Annotated in this window: 20 protein-coding genes; 11 read left to right on the forward strand and 9 right to left on the reverse strand. The window is 67.2% G+C overall.

The window, feature by feature from the left end; all coding sequences use genetic code 11:
- The first annotated feature begins 18 nt into the window (after window positions 1-18).
- Window positions 19-867, forward strand: a complete 849-nt coding sequence (locus R9B84_RS34990; protein WP_423761939.1) for a phytanoyl-CoA dioxygenase family protein — start codon at window positions 19-21, stop codon at window positions 865-867.
- Window positions 868-951: 84 nt separating this feature from the next.
- Here R9B84_RS34990 and hutC read toward each other — a convergent pair whose 3' ends face one another.
- Entirely contained in the window at window positions 952-1,689 is a 738-nt protein-coding gene (hutC, locus tag R9B84_RS34995) for a histidine utilization repressor (protein ID WP_423761940.1), read from the reverse strand.
- Window positions 1,690-1,720: 31 nt separating this feature from the next.
- Window positions 1,721-2,263, reverse strand: a complete 543-nt coding sequence (locus R9B84_RS35000; RefSeq protein WP_047902171.1) for a helix-turn-helix domain-containing protein — start codon at window positions 2,261-2,263, stop codon at window positions 1,721-1,723.
- 133 nt (window positions 2,264-2,396) lie between these two features.
- Here R9B84_RS35000 and R9B84_RS35005 point away from each other — a divergent pair, with 133 nt between their 5' ends.
- Genes R9B84_RS35005 through R9B84_RS35015 form a run of 3 tightly spaced genes read left to right on the forward strand, consistent with a single transcriptional unit; the run spans window position 2,397 to window position 4,827 of the window.
- Window positions 2,397-3,179 (forward strand): aldolase, encoded by a 783-nt coding sequence (locus tag R9B84_RS35005; protein WP_423761941.1) that lies wholly within the window; start codon window positions 2,397-2,399, stop codon window positions 3,177-3,179.
- A gap of 50 nt (window positions 3,180-3,229) precedes the next feature.
- Window positions 3,230-4,126: a dihydrodipicolinate synthase family protein gene (locus tag R9B84_RS35010; protein WP_423761942.1), complete on the forward strand. Its 897-nt coding sequence runs from the start codon at window positions 3,230-3,232 to the stop codon at window positions 4,124-4,126.
- A complete protein-coding gene (locus tag R9B84_RS35015) occupies window positions 4,123-4,827 on the forward strand; it encodes an MOSC domain-containing protein (protein WP_423761943.1) in 705 nt (234 codons plus the stop codon). Before R9B84_RS35010 ends, R9B84_RS35015 begins: the two co-directional genes overlap by 4 nt.
- Before the next feature lie 37 nt (window positions 4,828-4,864).
- Here the strand turns inward: R9B84_RS35015 and R9B84_RS35020 are convergent, their stop codons facing one another.
- Window positions 4,865-5,629, reverse strand: a complete 765-nt coding sequence (locus R9B84_RS35020; protein WP_423761944.1) for an SDR family oxidoreductase — start codon at window positions 5,627-5,629, stop codon at window positions 4,865-4,867.
- 447 nt (window positions 5,630-6,076) lie between these two features.
- Here R9B84_RS35020 and R9B84_RS35025 point away from each other — a divergent pair, with 447 nt between their 5' ends.
- Complete coding sequence (locus tag R9B84_RS35025) at window positions 6,077-6,787, forward strand: YceH family protein (RefSeq protein WP_423761945.1); 711 nt, start codon at window positions 6,077-6,079, stop codon at window positions 6,785-6,787.
- A gap of 30 nt (window positions 6,788-6,817) precedes the next feature.
- Here R9B84_RS35025 and R9B84_RS35030 read toward each other — a convergent pair whose 3' ends face one another.
- From R9B84_RS35030 to R9B84_RS35040, 3 genes are read right to left on the reverse strand one after another with little or no spacing between them, the layout of a single operon-like run.
- Entirely contained in the window at window positions 6,818-8,083 is a 1,266-nt protein-coding gene (locus R9B84_RS35030) for a hypothetical protein (RefSeq protein WP_423761946.1), read from the reverse strand.
- 47 nt (window positions 8,084-8,130) lie between these two features.
- Entirely contained in the window at window positions 8,131-8,583 is a 453-nt protein-coding gene (locus R9B84_RS35035) for a hypothetical protein (protein ID WP_423761947.1), read from the reverse strand.
- A 1-nt stretch (window position 8,584) separates the two neighbouring features.
- Window positions 8,585-9,139: a hypothetical protein gene (locus R9B84_RS35040; RefSeq protein ID WP_423761948.1), complete on the reverse strand. Its 555-nt coding sequence runs from the start codon at window positions 9,137-9,139 to the stop codon at window positions 8,585-8,587.
- A gap of 440 nt (window positions 9,140-9,579) precedes the next feature.
- On the opposite strand from R9B84_RS35040, the gene R9B84_RS35045 reads away from it, so the two are divergent.
- The 3 genes from R9B84_RS35045 (at window position 9,580) to R9B84_RS35055 (ending at window position 12,836) form a co-directional block, all read left to right on the forward strand.
- Complete coding sequence (locus R9B84_RS35045; protein ID WP_423761949.1) at window positions 9,580-10,896, forward strand: lipase family protein; 1,317 nt, start codon at window positions 9,580-9,582, stop codon at window positions 10,894-10,896.
- 190 nt (window positions 10,897-11,086) lie between these two features.
- Complete coding sequence (locus R9B84_RS35050) at window positions 11,087-12,211, forward strand: 3-deoxy-7-phosphoheptulonate synthase (protein ID WP_423761950.1); 1,125 nt, start codon at window positions 11,087-11,089, stop codon at window positions 12,209-12,211.
- 196 nt (window positions 12,212-12,407) lie between these two features.
- A complete protein-coding gene (locus R9B84_RS35055; RefSeq protein WP_046548755.1) occupies window positions 12,408-12,836 on the forward strand; it encodes a PRC-barrel domain-containing protein in 429 nt (142 codons plus the stop codon).
- A gap of 223 nt (window positions 12,837-13,059) precedes the next feature.
- Here R9B84_RS35055 and dapF read toward each other — a convergent pair whose 3' ends face one another.
- Window positions 13,060-13,890 (reverse strand): diaminopimelate epimerase, encoded by an 831-nt coding sequence (dapF, locus tag R9B84_RS35060; RefSeq protein ID WP_423761951.1) that lies wholly within the window; start codon window positions 13,888-13,890, stop codon window positions 13,060-13,062.
- A gap of 281 nt (window positions 13,891-14,171) precedes the next feature.
- Between dapF and R9B84_RS35065 the strand changes: the two genes are divergently transcribed.
- The 3 genes from R9B84_RS35065 (at window position 14,172) to trhA (ending at window position 17,289) form a co-directional block, all read left to right on the forward strand.
- On the forward strand, window positions 14,172-16,250 hold the full coding sequence (locus R9B84_RS35065) for a carbon starvation CstA family protein (protein WP_048246132.1): 2,079 nt from the start codon (window positions 14,172-14,174) through the stop codon (window positions 16,248-16,250).
- Window positions 16,251-16,262: 12 nt separating this feature from the next.
- Window positions 16,263-16,469: a YbdD/YjiX family protein gene (locus R9B84_RS35070; protein ID WP_006480280.1), complete on the forward strand. Its 207-nt coding sequence runs from the start codon at window positions 16,263-16,265 to the stop codon at window positions 16,467-16,469.
- Between the two features lie 199 nt (window positions 16,470-16,668).
- Window positions 16,669-17,289, forward strand: coding sequence for a PAQR family membrane homeostasis protein TrhA (trhA, locus tag R9B84_RS35075; RefSeq protein WP_423761952.1), 621 nt, complete (start codon window positions 16,669-16,671; stop codon window positions 17,287-17,289).
- A 59-nt stretch (window positions 17,290-17,348) separates the two neighbouring features.
- Here trhA and R9B84_RS35080 read toward each other — a convergent pair whose 3' ends face one another.
- Both R9B84_RS35080 and R9B84_RS35085 read right to left on the reverse strand, forming a co-directional pair.
- Window positions 17,349-18,755, reverse strand: a complete 1,407-nt coding sequence (locus R9B84_RS35080; RefSeq protein WP_423761953.1) for an MFS transporter — start codon at window positions 18,753-18,755, stop codon at window positions 17,349-17,351.
- Window positions 18,752-19,183, reverse strand: coding sequence for a nuclear transport factor 2 family protein (locus R9B84_RS35085; RefSeq protein WP_423761954.1), 432 nt, complete (start codon window positions 19,181-19,183; stop codon window positions 18,752-18,754). The genes R9B84_RS35080 and R9B84_RS35085 overlap by 4 nt, the downstream gene beginning before the upstream one ends.
- Window positions 19,184-19,228: the final 45 nt, after the last annotated feature.

Below are 19,228 nucleotides of genomic sequence, written 5' to 3' on the forward strand. Positions count from 1 at the left end.
TCAATCGACAGGCAAACCATGACGAGTATCCAGGACCGCGTCGCGAAAGCCGTGACGCCCGAACTGATCGCCGCGTTCCGCGAGGAAGGCGCGGTCTGCATCAAGGGCATCTTTTCGCCCGACGAAGTGGCCGCGCTCCGGGCCGGCATCGACACGAATCTCGCGCAGCCGAGCGAGCGCGCGAAAGTCGCGAGCCGGCCCGACGATCCGGGCTGGTTCTTCGAGGATTTCTGCAACTGGCAGCACAACGACGCATACCGCGACTTCATCGTGCGCTCGCCGGCGCCGTCGGTGGCCGCCGCGCTGATGGGCACGGACCACGTGCGGCTGCATCACGACCACCTGCTCGTGAAGGAGCCCGGCACGCGGCAGCGCACGCCGTGGCACCAGGACCAGCCGTACTACAACATCGAAGGCGACGACAACGTCAGCATGTGGATTCCGGTCGATCCGGTGCCGCTCGAATCGACGCTGGAGTTCGTCGCGGGCTCGCATCGCGGGCCGTGGCTGATGCCGCGCACGTTCATGGACAAGGAGGCGAAGTGGTTCCCGGAAGGCAGCCTCGCCGACCTGCCCGACATCGAAGCCGATCGCGCGGCGTTCCCGATTCGCCATTGGGCGCTCGAGCCCGGCGACATGGTGTGCTTCCGGATGCTCACGCTGCATGCGTCGGGCGGCACGCAGAACCGCCGGCGTGCGTTCTCGATCCGCTTCGTCGGCGACGACATCCGTCACGCGCCGCGCCGCTGGAAAACGTCGCCCGATTTCCCCGGGCTCGCGGAGCAACTGCCGGACGGCGCGCCGCTCGAACACCCGTTGTTTCCGGTCGTGTGGTCGCGCGGTGCGGGGCAGGCCGGCGCGATCTGACCGGCACATGTAACGAGCTCGGCGGCCGTTTCCCGACGAAACGGCCGCTGCGCGTTGTTGTGCGTGCCGGCGTGTGGCGAAAGGTCAGGTCGGGTGGCGCCCGGCGCCCGGCTTGAAGCGCGAGCCGAGCCGGTAGCGGTTGCCCGGATGCAGGAAATGCACGAACGTGACGGGCAGCCCGTCCGTCCAGGTGCGGCGCGTGAGCGTGAGGCACGGCTCGTCGGCGCGCATGTCGAGCAGCCGCGCCTGTTCGCCGGACGGCAACGACGCGTCGACGACGTGCTCGATTTCCAGTTCGTAGTGCGACACGTTGTTGTACAGGTACTCGGACGGCGGCTCGGTCTGGAAATCCTGGTCGATGAAACCGGGCGCGGCGGCCGGGTTCACGTAGCGGTCTTCCAGCTGGATCGGGCGGCCGTTTTCCTCGTGCACGCACACCACATGAAAGACCGGCGTGTTGACCGGCAGGCCGAACGCGGCCGCAACGTCGAACGATGCGGGCTCGCTCGACCGGCTCAGCACGCGGCAGCGATATTCGTGGCCGCGCGCGCGGATTTCGTCGCGGATATGCGCAATCATCAGCAGGTTCGACTGCGGCTTCGCCTCGGCGACGAAGGTGCCGACGCCCGCGATGCGCTTCAGCACGCCCTCCTCGGTCAGCTCGCGCAGCGCGCGGTTGACCGTCATGCGCGCGACGCCGAACTGCGCGGCGAGATCGAGCTCGGACGGAATGCGGTCCCCGGGGCGCCAGTCGCCCGACTCGACGTTCTGGCGAACGAGCGTCTTGATCTGCTGGAACGGTGCGGTGGCCTTTGTGACCATCGGAGGATCCTTGCGCGAAGAGGTGACGAGTCTAGTCGTCGTGACTGACGATGACCAGGATCTCCGCCTGCGCGGCGCCGAGGCTGCGCGTGCGGTGCGGGATGAGTGCGTTGAAATAGACTGAATCGCCGGTCTTGAGTTGCACCGTCTCGTTCGGAAATTCGATTTCGACGCGCCCCTTGTGCACGAACAGGAATTCCTCGCCTTCGTGCTCGCGGAACGTCGACGCGACGAATTCGTGCGGCGGATGCACGACGAACGGCAGCATCTTCTTCGGCGCGACGCCGGCCGCGATGCTTTCGAAGCGGTGCGCGTGGCTGTCGGCCGCCGCGCCCATCGCCGTGCGCTCGCCGGCGCGCGTGACCGTGATCAGCTCGCGATTGCTGCTTTCCGAGAACAGTTGCTCGACGTCGACATTCAGCGCTTTCGACAGCTTCAGCGCGACCGCGATCGACGGCACGCTCAGGCCGCGCTCGACTTTCGACAGGTAGCTCTTGGTGAGGCCGGTCTCGTCGGCCAGCACATCGAGCGTCCAGCCCTTCTGTTTTCTGAGCAGCTTCAGGCGAATCGTCATGGGGCGCCAGGTGTCCTTCGAAAAACCGATTGTAACGCATGACACTATGTGTCATATAATGGATCGTGTGTCACGGATCCCGGGAAAACGGCTGCGGCCGACGCGACACATCCGACCCATTCAGGAGGTGAACATGGCGGAAACGCTGAATTTGACGAAGGCGGCGCTGGTCGCGCTGGCGGAGCGGCGTCTTGAAAACGAGGTGGGCGACAGCGGCTGGTCCGCGCGACAGAAGCTCGCGCTCGCGTGCCGGATCCTGTTCGACGCCGGTCACGATTCCGGCCTGGCCGGGCAGATCACCTGCCGCGCGGGCGACGCCGGCACGTACTACACGCAGCGGCTCGGGCTCGGTTTCGACGAGATCTCGGCCGCGAACCTGCTGCGCGTCAACGAGGATCTCGACGTCGTCGACGGCGAAGGCATTCCGAACCCGGCCAACCGGTTCCACACGTGGATCTATCGCGAGCGCCCGGACGTGAACTGCATCATCCATACGCATCCGGCGCACGTCGCGGCGCTGTCGATGCTCGAGCAGCCGCTCGTCGTGTCGCACATGGATACCTGCCCGCTATACGACGATTGCGCGTTCCTGAAGGACTGGCCCGGCGTGCCGGTCGGCAACGAGGAAGGCGAGATCATCTCGAAGGCGCTCGGCAGCAAGCGCGCGATCCTGCTGTCGCATCACGGCCAGCTCGTGGTCGGCAAGACGATCGAGGAAGCGTGCATGCTCGCGCTGCTGATCGAGCGGGCCGCGAAGCTGCAACTGCTCGCGATGTCGGCCGGCGAGATCAAGCCGGTGCCGCCGGCGCTGGCGCGGGAAGCGCACGACTGGATTTCGAAACCGAAGCGCGATGCCGTGACATTCGACTATTACGCGCGCCGCGCACTGCGCACGCATCGCGACTGCGTCGCGTGAACGAGCGCATCGCTTCCGTCACGTTCACTCATCATTGAGGAATACACATCGTGTCTATCCTGCTGCAAGGCATCATTGCCTACCCGGTCACGCCGTTCTCCGCCGACGGCGGCGTCGATCTGAATACGCTCGATGCGCTGATCGAGCGCCTGATCGCCGACGGCGTTCAGGCGATTGCCCCGCTGGGCAGTACCGGCGAGAGCGCGTACCTGTCCGACGCCGAATGGGAGGCGGTTGCCAGTGCGTCGATCCGCGCGGTGCGCCGGCGCGTGCCGACCGTCGTCGGCATCTCCGAACTCACCACGGCGGGTGCGGTGCGCCGCGCGCGCATCGCCGAACAAGCCGGCGCCGATGCGGTGATGGTGCTGCCGGTGTCGTACTGGAAGCTCGGCAACGACGAGATCGTCGCGCACTACCGCGCGATCGGCGACGCGATCGGCATTCCGATCATGCTGTACAACAACCCGGCGACGAGTGGCGTCGACATGTCGCCCGACCTGATTGCAACGATCTGCCGGACCGTCGACAACGTCACGATGGTCAAGGAGAGCACCGGCGACATCGGCCGGATGCACCGACTCGCGCAGTTGAGCGACGGGACGATCCCGTTCTACAACGGCAGCAATCCGATGGCGCTCGCCGCGCTGGCCGCGGGCGCGGCCGGATGGTGCACGGCCGCGCCGAATTTGAACGCGGCGTTGCCGCTCGCGCTGGTCGACGCGATGCGCGCGGGTGACCTGACGCGCGCCCGGGCAGTCTTTCATGCGCAGTTGCCGCTGCTGCAGTTCATCGTCAACGGCGGGCTGCCGGTGACCGTGAAGGCCGGGCTGCGCCTGCGCGGCTTCGACGCCGGCGAACCGAGGAAGCCGCTGCTGCCGCTTGGCGATGCGCGCACGCGCGAACTCGAACGCCTGCTCGCGGCACTGCCGGACGGTGTCCCGGCATGAGCGATGAAGCGCGGCCGGCGATCGCGGCCATCATCGGCGCGGTGCGGGTCGGCGCGAGCCGGCCGCTGGCCGGCACGCCGCACGCGAGCGCGATCGACAAGCGGCCGGTCGACGCGCGCCTGTGGCTGGGCGCGCTAGGCTTTGCCGGCGACGAGCAGGCCGATGCGCGGCATCACGGCGGGCCGGACAAGGCGGTCCACCACTATGCGCACGATCACTATGCGTGGTGGTCCGCGCAGATCGGCGCACGCGACGTGCTTGCACAAGCGGGCGCGTTCGGCGAGAACCTGTCGACGCATGGCGTGACCGAGCATGACGTGTGCGTTGGCGACGTGTTCACGCTGGGCGGCGCCGTGCTTCAGGTGACGCAGTCGCGGCAGCCGTGCTGGAAGCTCAACGCGCGCTTCGATCATCCGCGGATGGCCGCGCTCGTGCAGCAAAGCGGCCGGACCGGCTGGTACTACCGCGTGCTGCACGAAGGCTGGGTCGCGCCGGGCGACGTGCTGGCGCTGCATGAGCGCCGCTATCCGCAATGGCCGCTGTCGACGGTGCTCGATGTGCTGTACCGGCGCACGCTCGACATGGCCGCGCTCGATGCGCTGTGTGATGTCCCGGTGCTGCCGCCCGGCTGGCGCAAGATGCTTGAAATGCGCCGGACCGAGCGGCAGGTCGAAGACTGGACGAAACGGCTCGAGGGATGACGGGCCGCGTTGCGCGGCGGACCTCGCGGCCCGTGGTTTACCTGGCCGGCAGTTCCCGCACGTCGACCGTCGGCGTGGAGCCGAACGCATCGCTCAGCGCATAACCGATCAATTGGCGTGCGGCCGCCTCGGGCGTCGCGAGCGCGCCGCTCGACTTCAACTGGTCGAACTTTTCGCGCATCGGGAAGTTGCCTTCGCTGGTCGAGCGGATCGTCGCCTGCATGCCGGTGTCGACGACACCCGGCGCGACGCTGCAGATCCGCAGCGCGCGGTTCGCGTCGAGCGCGACTGCGCGAGCATGGTGATCGAGCGCGGCCTTGGTCGCGCAGTAGATGCTCCAGCCCGCGTACGCATTGCGCGCCGCACCGCTCGACAGGTGCAGGATCCGGCATTCGGTCGGGGCGGATGCCGCCTGCGCGAGCGCGGCCGACAGCATCAGCGGCGCCGCGACGTTCAGGCCGACCGCGCGCGCGACGATCGCCGGGTCCTGCGCGGCGAGCGGGCCGATCGGATCGACGATCCCCGCGTTGTTGAACAGCAGCACGATCGATGCGCCGTCGACGAAGCTGCGCAGCGTGTCGCCGGCCAGCCAGGTCGCGACGGCCGACGTGTCGGACAGGTCGAGTTCGACTTCGGCGAAGCGGTCGCCGGCTTGCGATGCGAGCGACGGATGGCGGCTGCGCGACACGCCGAGCACGGCGATGCCTTCCTGCAGCAGTTGTTCGGCGAGCGATGCGCCGAGACCGCGCGTGTGTCCGGTGACGATGGCGCGCACGTGCGGCGCGGGTGAGGATGCAGTCATGGTGGCGAACCGGTGAAGGGATGAAAGGGTGAGCGGTGTTGACGAGCGGCGCGCAGGCGCGGCGGCAGTGCGTGTTGGGCGGATGATGCGTGGTATTGGCGTGCGGAGGTGTGCAGAGGCGGTCGCGCGCGGCGCCGCGGATGCCCGCGTGAACGCATATCGTAGCGCCGCCATGCGTGTCGCGCAAACGCGGGGGTGACTCCGCCGTGCATGCGCCGCAGGCCGCGGTGCGTGTGCAGCGCGAATGCGCAAGTGCCGGGCGTGTGCAGCGCCGCGCGGCATCGCTCGGCCGATACGTTGGACGAAAGCGGCTGCGGCACGTGCGCGCGACGGCACGGCGAGCGGCGCCGGGCCGCGCGTCGCGAGCTATCATATGGCTCGCCCGTGCGCGATGCCGGACGGGCCACGACCGTTTCCCTTCACCTGCTGCACGCTGCGACGCCACCCATGAACACCACGCCGGATATGCCCACGCCACGCGCCCTTCGCGAACTCACGCCTCTCGAGGCCCGCATTCTCGGTGTGCTGGTCGAGAAAGAGCACACGGTGCCGGACACCTACCCGCTGTCGCTGAATGCGCTGACCGCGGGCTGCAACCAGAAAACCGCACGCGCGCCGGTGATGAACGTCAGCGAGGATGAAGTCACGACCGCGCTCGACGGGCTGAAGCACCTGAGCCTCGTGATGGAAGGCAGCAGCAGCCGTGTGCCGCGTTTCGAGCACAACATGAACCGCGTGCTCGGCATCCCGAGCCAGGCGGTCGCGCTGCTGACGATCCTGCTGCTGCGCGGCCCGCAGACGGCCGCCGAACTGCGCCTGAACAGCGCGCGGCTGCACGGCTTCGCGGATATCTCGTCGGTCGAGGCGTTTCTCGACGAACTCGCGGCGCGTGCGCAGGCGCTTGTCGTCCGACTGCCACGTGCGCCGGGCGCGCGCGAAAACCGCTGGATGCACCTGATGTGCGGCGAGGTGAATGTTGCCGACTTCGCGGGCGCGGATGCCGGTGGCGTGGACTCCGTGCCGCCTTCCGAATTCGAGGCGCTGAAGGCCGAACAGAAGCGCCTCGCGGATGAAGTGGTGCGACTGAGTGCGCTGGTTCACCGGATGGCCGGCGAACTGGGGATCGAAGTCGACGCCGCGCAGGGCGACGCTTCCTGACGCTGTGCCGGGCGGGGCGCCCGTTACGCGTTACGGCAACTTGACGCCCGGTACGAGATAACGCGCCCCGCCTGGTTTCAGGATCGGTGTCAGCGCCGCGAACGATGCGTCGAGTTGCGGCCCGAGGCACGCGCCCAGTGCGTGACCGATGCCGGACACGCTGAACGACAGCTTGCCCGGTGCATCGAACTCGAACGCGAGATATTCGGGGAGCACGTCGGCGCACGAGATCGAATCGCCTTCGCCATCGGTCGGCCGGTCGCCAGGCTTCGCCGCGTCGCGTAGCTGCGTGATGAAGCGCGCCAGCGTGGGGCTGGTTTCCGGTATGCCGTCCTTGCCCGGCGAGAAAGCGTCGATCACGCGATTCCAGTCGAGATACGCGCCGCGCAGCAGGTCGAATGTCACGGGGTCATAGTGGTTGTTCGGATGCGCACCGCCGCAGAACGTGCTGCCCGATTCCACGATGCCGAGTGCCGAGGGCGATAACCACGTGACCGTCACGCGATCGTCGTCGTAACCGCCGAGCGAACCGGCTGCCGGCCCGTCGTCGGTATAGCGGGTCGACGCGCATTCGAGCGCAGCGAGGCTCATCTGCCACTGCCGCTGCTCCAGCAGGTGGTTGACTCGCGCCATGACGGCCGGATCGGGATGGCGGCGCAGTCGCGGATACAGGAACTGCGTGCGCGGATCGCGCCACATCCGGTAGGCGACCATACCGTCGCCGATCTCGGGGCCGACCGGCTGCGCGTGCCCGGCGAGCTTCAGCGTCGCATAGGGCGCGTGCTTCATGTCGATGTCCACGCCGCGTGCGATGCCGCTGCCTACGCCGCCGGCGATGCGATCGGTGATGGCTTCGACGGAGCCTGGCGCAACCGCGTCGGGATCGTATTCGGCGACACGCCGCAACGCGAAGGTGCGCGTCTTGCCCGAGCGTGCATCGGTCCAGCGTCCCCGATAGCCGTCCCTCTCCTGCGTACCGCGCCAGGTTGCCGCGACCTGATCGAAATCGGCCTGATCGCTGTAGCTCGACTGGTTGCGCACGTCAGCCGGAATATCCGTTCGCCCGAGCGGTTCGACGAGCTGTGCGGGCTTGCCATGCAGCGGAATGTCGACGCCGTACTGCGTGTAGAAATAGCGGCCCGAGATCGTGCCGTCTGCCGCCGTCCGCCCGTCGAGTTCCATCACGACTTCGCCGGCCCCTTGAAGCGTGCCCTGATAGACGATGCGTGGCGCGGCGCACGCGAAGCCCGCGTGAAGCGCGAGCAACGTCAGGGTAATTGGAACCGACAGCTTCATGGCGATCCTTTCGACGAGATGAGGTGTGGGTGACAACGATGCCCGCGTTACCAGCGGCATCCCGTTTTCTCGGATGCGTCGACGTCGAACGCCCACGTGAAATCGGTTTTCTTGCCGGTGCGCGCGTTGGTGTAGGTCATCGTATAGATTCGGGCGCCCTGTGACATCATTTCGTATTGTCCGTTGACCTTGCCGTCGACCACTTCGACCCAGGTCGTCGTGAACTGGTGCGGGCGGTCCTCGGCGAGCACTTCCTCCTCCTCGTGCCCGATCACCAACGGGATGGCCGTTTTCGATTGCGCATACCGGACCATGCCTCCCGACCATTTGACTACGTCGTCATAGTAGGTACGCATTTCGAAGCGCACGGGCTTGTCGCCGTCCGACTTGAAGCAGAATACGTCCGTGGAAACCTTCGCGAAGCCGGGCAATGAAATGCAGAGCAGTACCGCAGCGAGAGCTTTTTTCATGATGGTGGTGTGCAAGAGATAAAGCGGCATTTCAACCGACACTGATCCGCGTCGCCCCGGCATCGACGAGCCGGAACAGCAGATCCTCGACGGCCGTCTCGGGCGCGGAGCCCAGATCCGCATTGACCCGCCACCCCTGTTCCGTGCGAACCGGTTCCGACAGGTAGTGAACGATGCCATGCAGCCCGTCTTCGGCCGGCGTGTTCTCGTCGTCGACATCGAACCACGCGAGGAACCACGTCTTGAACGCGTCGACCGCCGCGCTTTCGTCGAGACCGTCGGCCTCGATCGCGGCCCAGTCCCACACGAACGGGCGGATCGAGATCGCCGCCGCATCGAGTTCGAACGCGAACGGTTCGAAATTCAGTTGCGTGACCGAGTCGATCATCGTGGGATGGCCGGCCGATCTGCGTTCGGTCGGGATGATGTCGGCCCGGCACGGCAGCGCCAGCGGCCCTTCGGTGGCCAGCGTGCCGTCGGCCTGCCGGTGGGCCGGTTCGACGATCGCTGCCGGTTGTGCCGCCGCTTTCGCGAGCAGTTCGACGTAGGGCTCGCGGATGGCGCGGAGCAGTTCGGATACGGTCATTGTGGCAGGTCGGTTGGGTCAGGGAACGATTGATCGGAGGCAGGCGGTCGGCAGGCCCGCGACGAACGACAGGCCAGACGTGATCGTACGGCGCTCAGGCCGCGAGCCGGCAGTCGGCCAAACGGCCAGACGCTCGCTGCGATACGCAACTGCCGCGAAATACGCGGCACAGGACACCGGCCTGTCGGCACGATACGTCGTATCGGGATTTAGACGTTTACCTTCAAACAACGGAAAACGCACGTCGATCGCGTTCCCGTTGTGCTTCAATTCATCCGGTTTGTACTCCTACTAAAACGACATATTCAGAACAATCCGGATGATTCATTCACAGGAGACAGTCGATGGCACCGAAACGGTTTTGAAGCGGCAATCACGATGGTCTGCAACACCGCCGAACTTCCTTCGATGAAAGCTGGTTATCCCAGGGGCCCCCACCCATGTCCTCCACACGTTTCATGATGGCCGCGGCCACCGTGTCCGCCGCGCTGGCCATCGCCGCACCGCCGGCCGGCGCCGCCGCGCCGACCGTGTCCGATCCGTTCTATACGTACACCGGCGATACGCCATTGGCATCGATTCCACCGGGCACGGTGCTGAAGACGCGCAACGTCACCTATCACGTGGCCGGCATTCCGACCGCGCTGACCGCGCAGCAGTTGCTGTATCGCACCAACAACGCGCAGAACCAGCCCGTCGTCAACGTGACGTCCGTGATCCGGAGCGCGGTCAGCAACGGCCAGGCCATCTCGTACCAGTCGGCCTACGATTCGCTGAACCCGTACGACGAACCGTCGCAGGTGATCGCCGGCGACCGCGACGTCACCAAGGTCATCAACGTCGGCACGTTGCTCTACAGCGCGGAATCGATTCCGCTGTCGACACTGCTGCTGCTGGGCTACAACATCATCGTGCCCGATACGGAAGGCCAGACGGCGGACTTCGCTGCGGGCCCCGAATACGGGATGACGACACTCGATTCGATCCGCGCGGCGCTCAACACGCCGTCGACCGGCCTGAACCCGTCGAGCAAGGTCGCGATGATCGGCTATTCCGGCGGGGCGATCGCGACGAACTGGGCCGCGCAACTCGCGCCGAGCTATGCGCCCGACATCAACAGGCGGCTCGTCGGCGCGGCCGAAGGCGGCGTGCTGGTCGACCCCGCGCACAATCTGCGCTATGTCGACGGCAGCATCGTCTGGGGCGGCGTCGCGGCGGCCGCGCTCGCCGGGCTGGCGCGCGGCTACAACTTCGACCTGACGCCCTATCTCAGCGACACCGGCGTCGCCGTGTTCAAGGACATCCAGAACCAGTCGCTCGCCTACATCCTGCCGAAGTACACGGGATTGCACTGGGCGACGCTGTTCAAGCCGCAATACGCGAACGACATCAACAGCATTCCGGTGTATGTGACGTATGCGAACAAGGTGAATGCCGGGCTGGCCGCGTCGCCGACGATCCCGATGTATATCGGCCAGGGCACGGCAGGCGCGCTCGATGGCACCTTCAGCAGCCAGGTGGGCGATGGCGTGATGATGGCCTACGACGTGCGCGCGCTTGCGCAGAAGTTCTGCTCGAGCGGCGTGCCGGTCGTGTACACCGAATATCCGCTCGAACATGCGGGCGCGATCGTGCCGTGGGTGGCCGGCATGCTGCCGTGGCTCTACGACCGCTTCAACGGCAAGGCCGCGCCGAGCAATTGCTGGCTGACGGCGCTGCTGCCGAGCAATTCGCTGGCGCCCGAGACGCTGCACTAGGCGCGCCGGGCAACACGGCGAATGGCCGGGCGATCCTCCGCGGGTCGCCCTTTTTCATTCCACCTTTTGACGTCGGTCGCGTTGCCCCGACCGCCGCCGCACGCATTCCCCTGCCGCAACCCTCTGCCGTCGCTCCCGGGTGCCATAATCGAGCCTGCACATCATTCCAGACGTCCCCCGGAGAATCACCATGCAGAACCTCGACAATCCTTCCCACGATCGCGAGGTAGGCAGCGCCGACGCGACGCAGGACACCACGCGCATCGACGACGTCCGCATCGGCGCCGTGCGTCCGCTGATTTCGCCGGCACTGCTGCTCGACGAATTGCCGGTGCCGGCCGCCACGCAGACGCTCGTCGAGGATACGCGCCGCGCGATCGGCGACATCCTGCACGGTCGCGACGACCGGCTGCTGCTCGTCGTCGGCCCGTGCTCGATCCACGATCACGACCAGGCCCTCGACTACGCGCGCCGCCTGAAGGCCGCCGCCGACGCGCTGAAGGACGACCTGCTGATCACGATGCGCGTCTACTTCGAGAAGCCGCGCACGACGGTCGGCTGGAAGGGCTACATCAACGATCCGCGCCTCGACGGCAGCTTCCGCATCAACGAAGGGCTGCGCGCCGCGCGGCAACTGCTGCTCGACATCAACGCGCTCGGCCTGCCGGCCTCGACCGAATTCCTCGACCTGCTGAGCCCGCAGTACATCGCCGACCTGATCGCGTGGGGCGCGATCGGCGCGCGCACGACCGAGAGCCAGAGCCATCGCCAGCTCGCATCGGGCCTGAGCTGCCCGATCGGCTTCAAGAACGGCACCGACGGCGGCGTGCAGGTTGCGTCGGACGCGATCGTCGCCGCGGCCGCGAGCCATGCGTTCATGGGGATGACGAAGATGGGGATGGCCGCGATCTTCGAGACGCGCGGCAACGACGACGCGCACGTGATCCTGCGCGGCGGCAAGACCGGCCCGAACTACGATGCCGAACATGTCGAGGCGTGCTGCGCGGTGCTGCGCAAGGCCGGGCTGCGCGAGCAGGTGATGGTCGACTGCTCGCACGCGAACTCGAACAAGTCGCACGAGCGGCAGATCGACGTCGCGCAGGATCTCGCGCGGCAACTGTCGCAGGGCGAGCACCGGATCGTCGGCGTGATGGTCGAGAGCCATCTCGAGGCCGGACGCCAGGACCTGAAGCCGGGCGTGCCGCTGAAGTACGGCGTGTCGATCACCGATGCGTGCCTGAGCTGGACGCAGACGGAGCCGGTACTCGATGTGCTGGCGGACGCGGTGCGGCAACGGCGCGCGTTATCTGCGTGAATTCCGGCAGGTACGCGATTCGCTGCGTTGTCCGTCACGCGGCGAATCGCGCGGGCGGTGCGACGGGTGCTGCGTCATCGCGTTCGATGCAGCATCTCGCGAGTGGCGCTAACATGGGCCGGTGCGATGTGTCGCGCACGGAGGCGGCGAGGCCGGCCGCCGATACCGACAACAATTCACCGGAGTGCAAAAAAGCATGGCGTTCTACAAAACCCTCATCGCAGCAACCGTCCTCGCATCGAGCGTCAGCGCGCACGCGCAGATCGCCGGCGCGCAGCCGATCAGCGTCACCGTCGAGCAATCGCAGGCGCTGCTCGAAGGCTGGAGCGTGAAGAAGAGCGTGCTCGGCAAGGCGGTCTACAACGACGAGAACCAGAAGGTCGGCACCGTGCGCGACCTGATCGTCGCGCCGGACGGCTCGGTGTCGGCGGCGATCGTGTCGGCCGGCGGTTTCCTCGGCGTGGCCGCGCACGACGTCGCGGTGCCGATCGCGTCGCTCGACGTGCGCAACGGCAACATCTACCTGCCGGGCGCGACGAAGGACGCATTGAAGGCGACGCCGGCGTTCCAGTACGCAAAGGTGCCGTCGCCGCCGAAGCCGAAGAAGCTCGACGACAAGCACTGATCGTCGATGGTTGGCAGCCCGGCGCGCGCAGCGCCGCGGCTGACGAACCGCGGGCCGTCGATGGCCCCGCGAGTCGGCGCGAACGTCGGAGGCCCGGCGCCGCATCATGGCGCCGAACGAATCGCCTCGACGATCGATGACGAGGCGGCTGCGCATCGCGTGGCAGTCGATGTGGAGATTCGCCCTACGCCGAGGATGCCTCGAATGCCGCACATGCCGGCGTTCAGATCGCCGGCTGCTCCCCGTCCGCCCACACCGCGCTGAACCCGAACGCGACCGGCCCGCTCAGGAACACGCTGCCGGTGCCGTCCCATTGAACGGTGACGTCGCCGCCGTCGCATGTCACTCGCACGGCATCGTCGAGCAGCCCGCGCCGGATGCCGTTGACCACCGCGCCGCACGAACACGAGCCCGAACCGAGCGGTACGCCACCGCCGCGCTCCCAGATGCGCAGGCGAACATGCGTGCGGCCGATGACCTGCACGAAATGCACGTTGGTTTTCAGCGGAAACAGCGGATGCGTTTCGATCGCCGGGCCGAGCGTTTCGATATCGATCGCATCGAGATCGTCGACAAAGAACGTGCAGTGCGGATTGCCCATGTTGCACGCGGCCGGTGCGCCGGGCAGCGGGAGGGCGAGCGTGTCGACGGCTTCGGCGACGGGCACGTCCTGCCAGCCGACGCGCGGCCCGCCCATCTCGACCGTGATCAGCCCGTGCGCATCGTGCGAACAGAGCAGGCGCCCGCGGTTGGTGCGCAGCACGACCGACGCCGCGCCGGTTTCCCGCATCAACTTCCACGCGACGCCGCGCGTCGCGCTGCCGCACGTATCGAGCGCCGAACCGTCGGGGTTCCAGAACGCGACGCGAGCGGCCGCGTCGTCGCAGTCCGACATCACCGCGAGCTGGTTGAAGCCGATGCCGCGATGCCGGTCGCCCATGTGCCGGACGAGGTCGCGGTCGATCGCATGTGCGTGATCCTGATCCTGACCGCGCAGGTCGACGATGACGAAGTCATCGCCATTCGCGTTCATCTTCTGAAATCGGATCGGCATGGCGGTTCCGGAATCGAGGCAGGCGAACACTGTACGTGGCTTGCCGACTGCGATCAATCGCGGCCGAACGATGCGCGTGCAACGTGCCTGCAACGTGTGCCTACGTAATTCTACGTAGCCAGGCATACGTAATTATCCGCTTGTAAGCCGCCCCCATCGCACGGAATACTACGGCCCATCGCCGCGGCCTTTGCGAGACCGCGGCGCGACGCATCGACGTCACGCGTGTGCGGCCACCTCGCCGCATGCCATCAAAACCACATTGGAGACCAGGAGACGCCATGAATCGGGCTTCCAGTACCCTGCTCTGGATCGCGGTCGCGCTACTCGGCGCGTTCTCGTTCGGAACGATTGCACTCGCGCACGGCGAGCGCGTCAGTGCCCTCTGGATCGTGATCGCCGCTGTCTGCGTGTATCTGATCGCGTATCGCTTCTACAGCCGTTTCATCGCCAGCAAGGTTATGCAGCTCGACGGGCTGCGGATGACGCCGGCGGTCAAGTACAACGACGGCCTCGACTACGTGCCGACCAACAAGTACGTGCTGTTCGGCCATCACTTCGCCGCGATCGCCGGCGCGGGGCCGCTCGTCGGGCCCGTGCTCGCCGCGCAGATGGGCTACACGCCCGGCATGTTGTGGATCCTGGCCGGCGTGGTGTTCGCCGGTGCGGTGCAGGACTTCATCGTGCTGTTCATCTCGACGCGCCGCGACGGCCGCTCGCTCGGCGATCTCGTCAAGATGGAGCTCGGCACGGTGCCCGGCGTGATCGCGCTGTTCGGCGCGTTCCTGATCATGGTGATCATCCTCGCGGTGCTCGCGCTGATCGTCGTGAAGGCGCTGACCAATTCGCCGTGGGGCACGTTCACCGTCGCCGCGACGATTCCGATCGCGCTGTTCATGGGCGTCTATACGCGCTACATCCGTCCGGGCCGCATCGGCGAAGTGTCGGTCATCGGCTTCTTCGGGCTGATGGCGGCGATCGCGTTCGGCCAGAACGTGGCCGCGTCGCCGACGCTCGCCGCATGGTTCACGTTCAGCGGCACGCAGCTCACGTGGATCCTGATCGGCTACGGCTTCGTCGCATCGGTGCTGCCGGTGTGGCTGCTGCTCGCACCGCGCGACTACCTGTCGACGTTCCTGAAGATCGGCACGATCCTCGGTCTCGCGATCGGCATCCTGGTCGTCGCGCCTGAACTGAAGATGCCCGCGCTGACGAAGTTCGTCGACGGTACGGGCCCGGTGTGGGCGGGCAACCTGTTCCCGTTCCTGTTCATCACGATCGCGTGCGGCGCGGTGTCGGGCTTCCACGCGCTGATCTCGTCGGGCACGACGCCGAAGCTGATCGACAACGAAACCAACGCGCGCTTCATCGGTTACGGCGCGATGCTGATGGAATCGTTCGTCGCGATCATGGCGCTGGTCGCCGCGTGCGTGATCGAGCCGGGCATCTACTTCGCGATGAACGCGCCGGCCGCCGTGCTCGGCTCGACGCCGGAAGCCGTCGCGAACACGGTTACGCAGTGGGGCTTCGTGCTGACGCCCGACATGCTCACGCAAACCGCGAAGGCCGTCGGCGAAACGACGATCATCGCGCGCGCGGGCGGCGCGCCGACCCTGGCCGTCGGCATGGCGCACATCCTGCACCAGGTGATCGGCGGCGAAGCGATGATGGCGTTCTGGTATCACTTCGCGATCCTGTTCGAGGCGCTGTTCATCCTGACGGCCGTCGACGCCGGCACGCGCGCGGGCCGCTTCATGCTGCAGGATCTGCTCGGCACGTTCCACCCGGCGCTCAAGCGCACCGAGTCGCTGCCCGCGAACCTGGTCGCTACCGGGCTGTGCGTGGCCGCGTGGGGTTACTTCCTGTACCAGGGCGTGGTCGATCCGCTCGGCGGCATCAACACGCTGTGGCCGCTGTTCGGCATCTCGAACCAGATGCTCGCCGCGATCGCGCTGGTGCTCGGCACCGTCGTGCTGTTCAAGATGAAGCGCGAGCGCTATGCATGGGTGACGATGGTGCCGACCGCGTGGCTGCTGATCTGCACGCTGACGGCCGGCTGGCAGAAGATTTTCGATGCGAACCCGAAGGTCAGCTTCCTCGCGCACGCCGCGAAGCTGCAGGCCGCGGTGGACGAAGGCAAGGTGCTTGCGCCGGCGAAGTCGATCGCGCAGATGAAGCGGATCATCTTCAACGACTACATCGATGCGGCGCTGGCCGGGCTGTTCATCTTCGTCGTCGTGAGCATCGCGGTGTACGGCGTGATCGCCGTGCTGCGCGCGCGCCGCGAGTCGAAGCCGACCGTGCGCGAGACACCGTACGAAGCGATGCCGGCCGCGCAGGCGCTCGGCAGCGGACGTTAAGGGGAGGCCGCGATGTTCAGCGATCTTGGCAGCGACCTGCGCAGCGCGGGGCGTTACCTCGGGCAGGCGTTGCGGCTGATGGTCGGCCTGCCCGACTACGACACCTACGTCGCGCACATGCGCGAGACCCATCCGGACCGCGAGCCGATGACGTACGAGGAATTTTTCCGCGAGCGTCAGAACGCACGGTACGGGTCGGGAGCAGGGAAGTGTTGCTGAACCAACCGGGCCGGTGAAACGGTTCGGTGATGGGAAAAGGAGCGCCGCGACGGATTTCGCGGCGCTTTTTATTTGGCGGGTACGGCGGCGCGTATCGCACTGCTGTCGCTTCGCTGTTTGCCGGCGCGCAGCACGGCAAACTCCGGCCGCCGGTATCATAGGGTTCATTTTTCCCGATGGACCCGCAGGAGAACACGTCGTGCATGTCGGTGAGCGTTTCAACAGCATTTCCCATCTCGTCGGCGCGGTGCTGTCGGTGGCCGGCCTCGTGGCGCTCGTGACGATGGGCGCGCTCGAAGGCGACCCGTACAAGGTGGTGAGCTTCAGCGTGTACGGCGCGATGCTGATCCTGCTCTATGCGATCTCGACGCTGTACCACAGCGTGCGCAACCCGCGCCTGAAAGCGATCCTGCAGAAATGCGACCATTCGGCGATCTACCTGCTGATCGCCGGCAGCTACACGCCGTTCACGCTGGTCACGTTGCGCGGCCCGTGGGGCTGGTCGCTGTTCGGCGTGAGCTGGGGACTCGCCGTGCTGGGCATCGTGCAGGAACTGACGCTCGGTCGGCGCACGCGCATCCTGTCGATGATCCTGTACGTGCTGATGGGCTGGCTGGCGCTCGTCGCGGTACGCCCGCTGATCCATGCGCTGCCGCCGGTGGGCACCGCGTGGCTCGTGGCCGGCGGCGTGATCTACAGCGCGGGAATCTACTTCTTCATCAACGACGAGCGCATCCGCCACGGGCACGGAATTTGGCACCTTTTCGTGCTGGCCGGCAGCCTGTGCCAGTTCGTCAGTGTCGCGATGTATGTCGCGTGAATGGAATGCCGTGTTGAGCAGGTGACGACGCGCCAAGGGCGCGCCTGCCGGGAAATGCGCTATCGGCGCGCGGCGGTCTGCATGGGCGCGGCCCGCTCGCTGGCGGCCGGCACCGCCCGCGCCGCGACCCACCACACCGCCGCGGCGAGCGCCGACAATCCGGTCGCCATCCCCAGCGCCACCCGCATCGCAGCCGGAAACGGCTGCAGCGTCGCGATGCACGCACCGAAGATCGCCACACCGAGCGCCGACCCGGTCTGCCGCGCCGCGTTCAGCGCGGCCGCCGCGACGCCGGTGCGGCGCCGGTCGACCGTCCCGAGCGCCGGCGACGTCGCGGCCGGCGAGATGAATCCCGACGCGAAGCCGATCGCGAGCATCGGCGCGACGGCGAGCCACGCGGGCGTCGTCGCACTCATGGCCGTCATGCCGAGCGCACCGGCCGCGTAGAGCCCGAACGCCGCACACATCGTTCCACGCGCACCGAAGCGCGCCACCAGCCGTCCCGAACCCAGCCCGCCGAGCGCGACCATCGCGGTCATCGGCAGGAATGCGAGCCCCGTGTCGAGCGGGCTTGCGCCGCGAACCTGCCGATAGAACAGACTGAGCACGAACAGCAAGCCGTAGAACACGAACGCCGACGCCATCGACACGAACGTCGATCCCGCGAACAGCCGGTTGCGGAAGAACGCGAGCGGCAGCATCGGCTCGCGGCGCCGTGCTTCGATCGCGATGAATGCGATCCACGCGACGACGCTCGTCACCGCGCCGCCGACGATCGGCCCCGAGCGCCAGCCGAGCGACGGGCCTTCGATCAGCGTGCCGATCAGCGCCGCGATCGCGACGATGGCTGCCGCCTGGCCGCCCCAGTCGAAATGCCGCGATACATCGACGGCGGCGCGCGCGACCGTGCGTCCGAGCCAGATGCCGGCGAGCCCGAGCGGGAGGTTCACGACGAAGATGCTGCGCCATCCGAACAGGTCGATCAGCAGGCCGCCGATCAGCGGGCCCGACGCCATCGCGATGCCGCCGCAGCCCATCCACACGCTGATCGCCGATGCGCGCGCGGCCGGTTCGGGAAATGCGCGGTTGATCAGCGCGAGCGAGCAGGGCACCAGCAGCGCGCTGCCGACGCCTTGCAACGCGCGGGCGATGGCGAGTGCGGGGAGATTCGGCGCGAAGCCGCACAGCGCCGACGCGGCGACGAATACGGCGAGCCCCGCGACATAGACGGTGCGGTCGCCGAGCCGGTCGCCGAGCGTGCCGCCCGTCATCAGCAGGCTGGCGAACGCGAGCGTGTACGCGTTCACGATCCACTGCAGGCCGGCCACGCGGCTGCCGAACGTGTGCGCGATGTCGGTGAGCGCGACGTTGACGATGGACGCGTCGAGCAGCACGAGCGTATAGCTCACGCAGGTCGCGGCGAGCACGCGGCGGGCCGCGGCCCGGTTCGGCGCGGCGGCCGTCATGCGCGGTCGGGCGCCGGCGTGGCGGCCTGCAGCGCGAGAAAGCCGACCCATCCCCAGTACACGCGATGATGAACGATCAACCCGTCGCGCAGATCCATCACCTCGACGAGATCGACCTGGTCGCCTTCCGGCGTGGCGCGCGGATATTCCCACGTGAGCTGGCGGCCGTTCGAGAAGAACAGCCCGGTCCGGTACCAGCGTCCGAGCCGGTTGCCCGGGTTGCGCAGGCCGGCCGCGAAGAATTCGCCGATCGCGGCCTTGCCGTGCAGTACGCCGGAGCCGTGCGCGGGCAGCGTGACGACGACGAGCGGCGTTTCGAGTACCGCGTCGTCCGCGTACAGCGACATCAGCGCATCGAGGTCGCGAGCGACGACGGCGGCGTGCCAGCTTTCATGGATGCGCCGGGCATCGGCGTCGGCGTGAGTCATGGCGGGGTCCCGGAAGTGTCGATAACGGAACTCACTGTATGGGCG

This window comes from Burkholderia sp. NLJ2 (assembly GCF_049487195.1).
Classification (GTDB): Bacteria; Pseudomonadota; Gammaproteobacteria; order Burkholderiales; family Burkholderiaceae; genus Burkholderia; species Burkholderia pyrrocinia.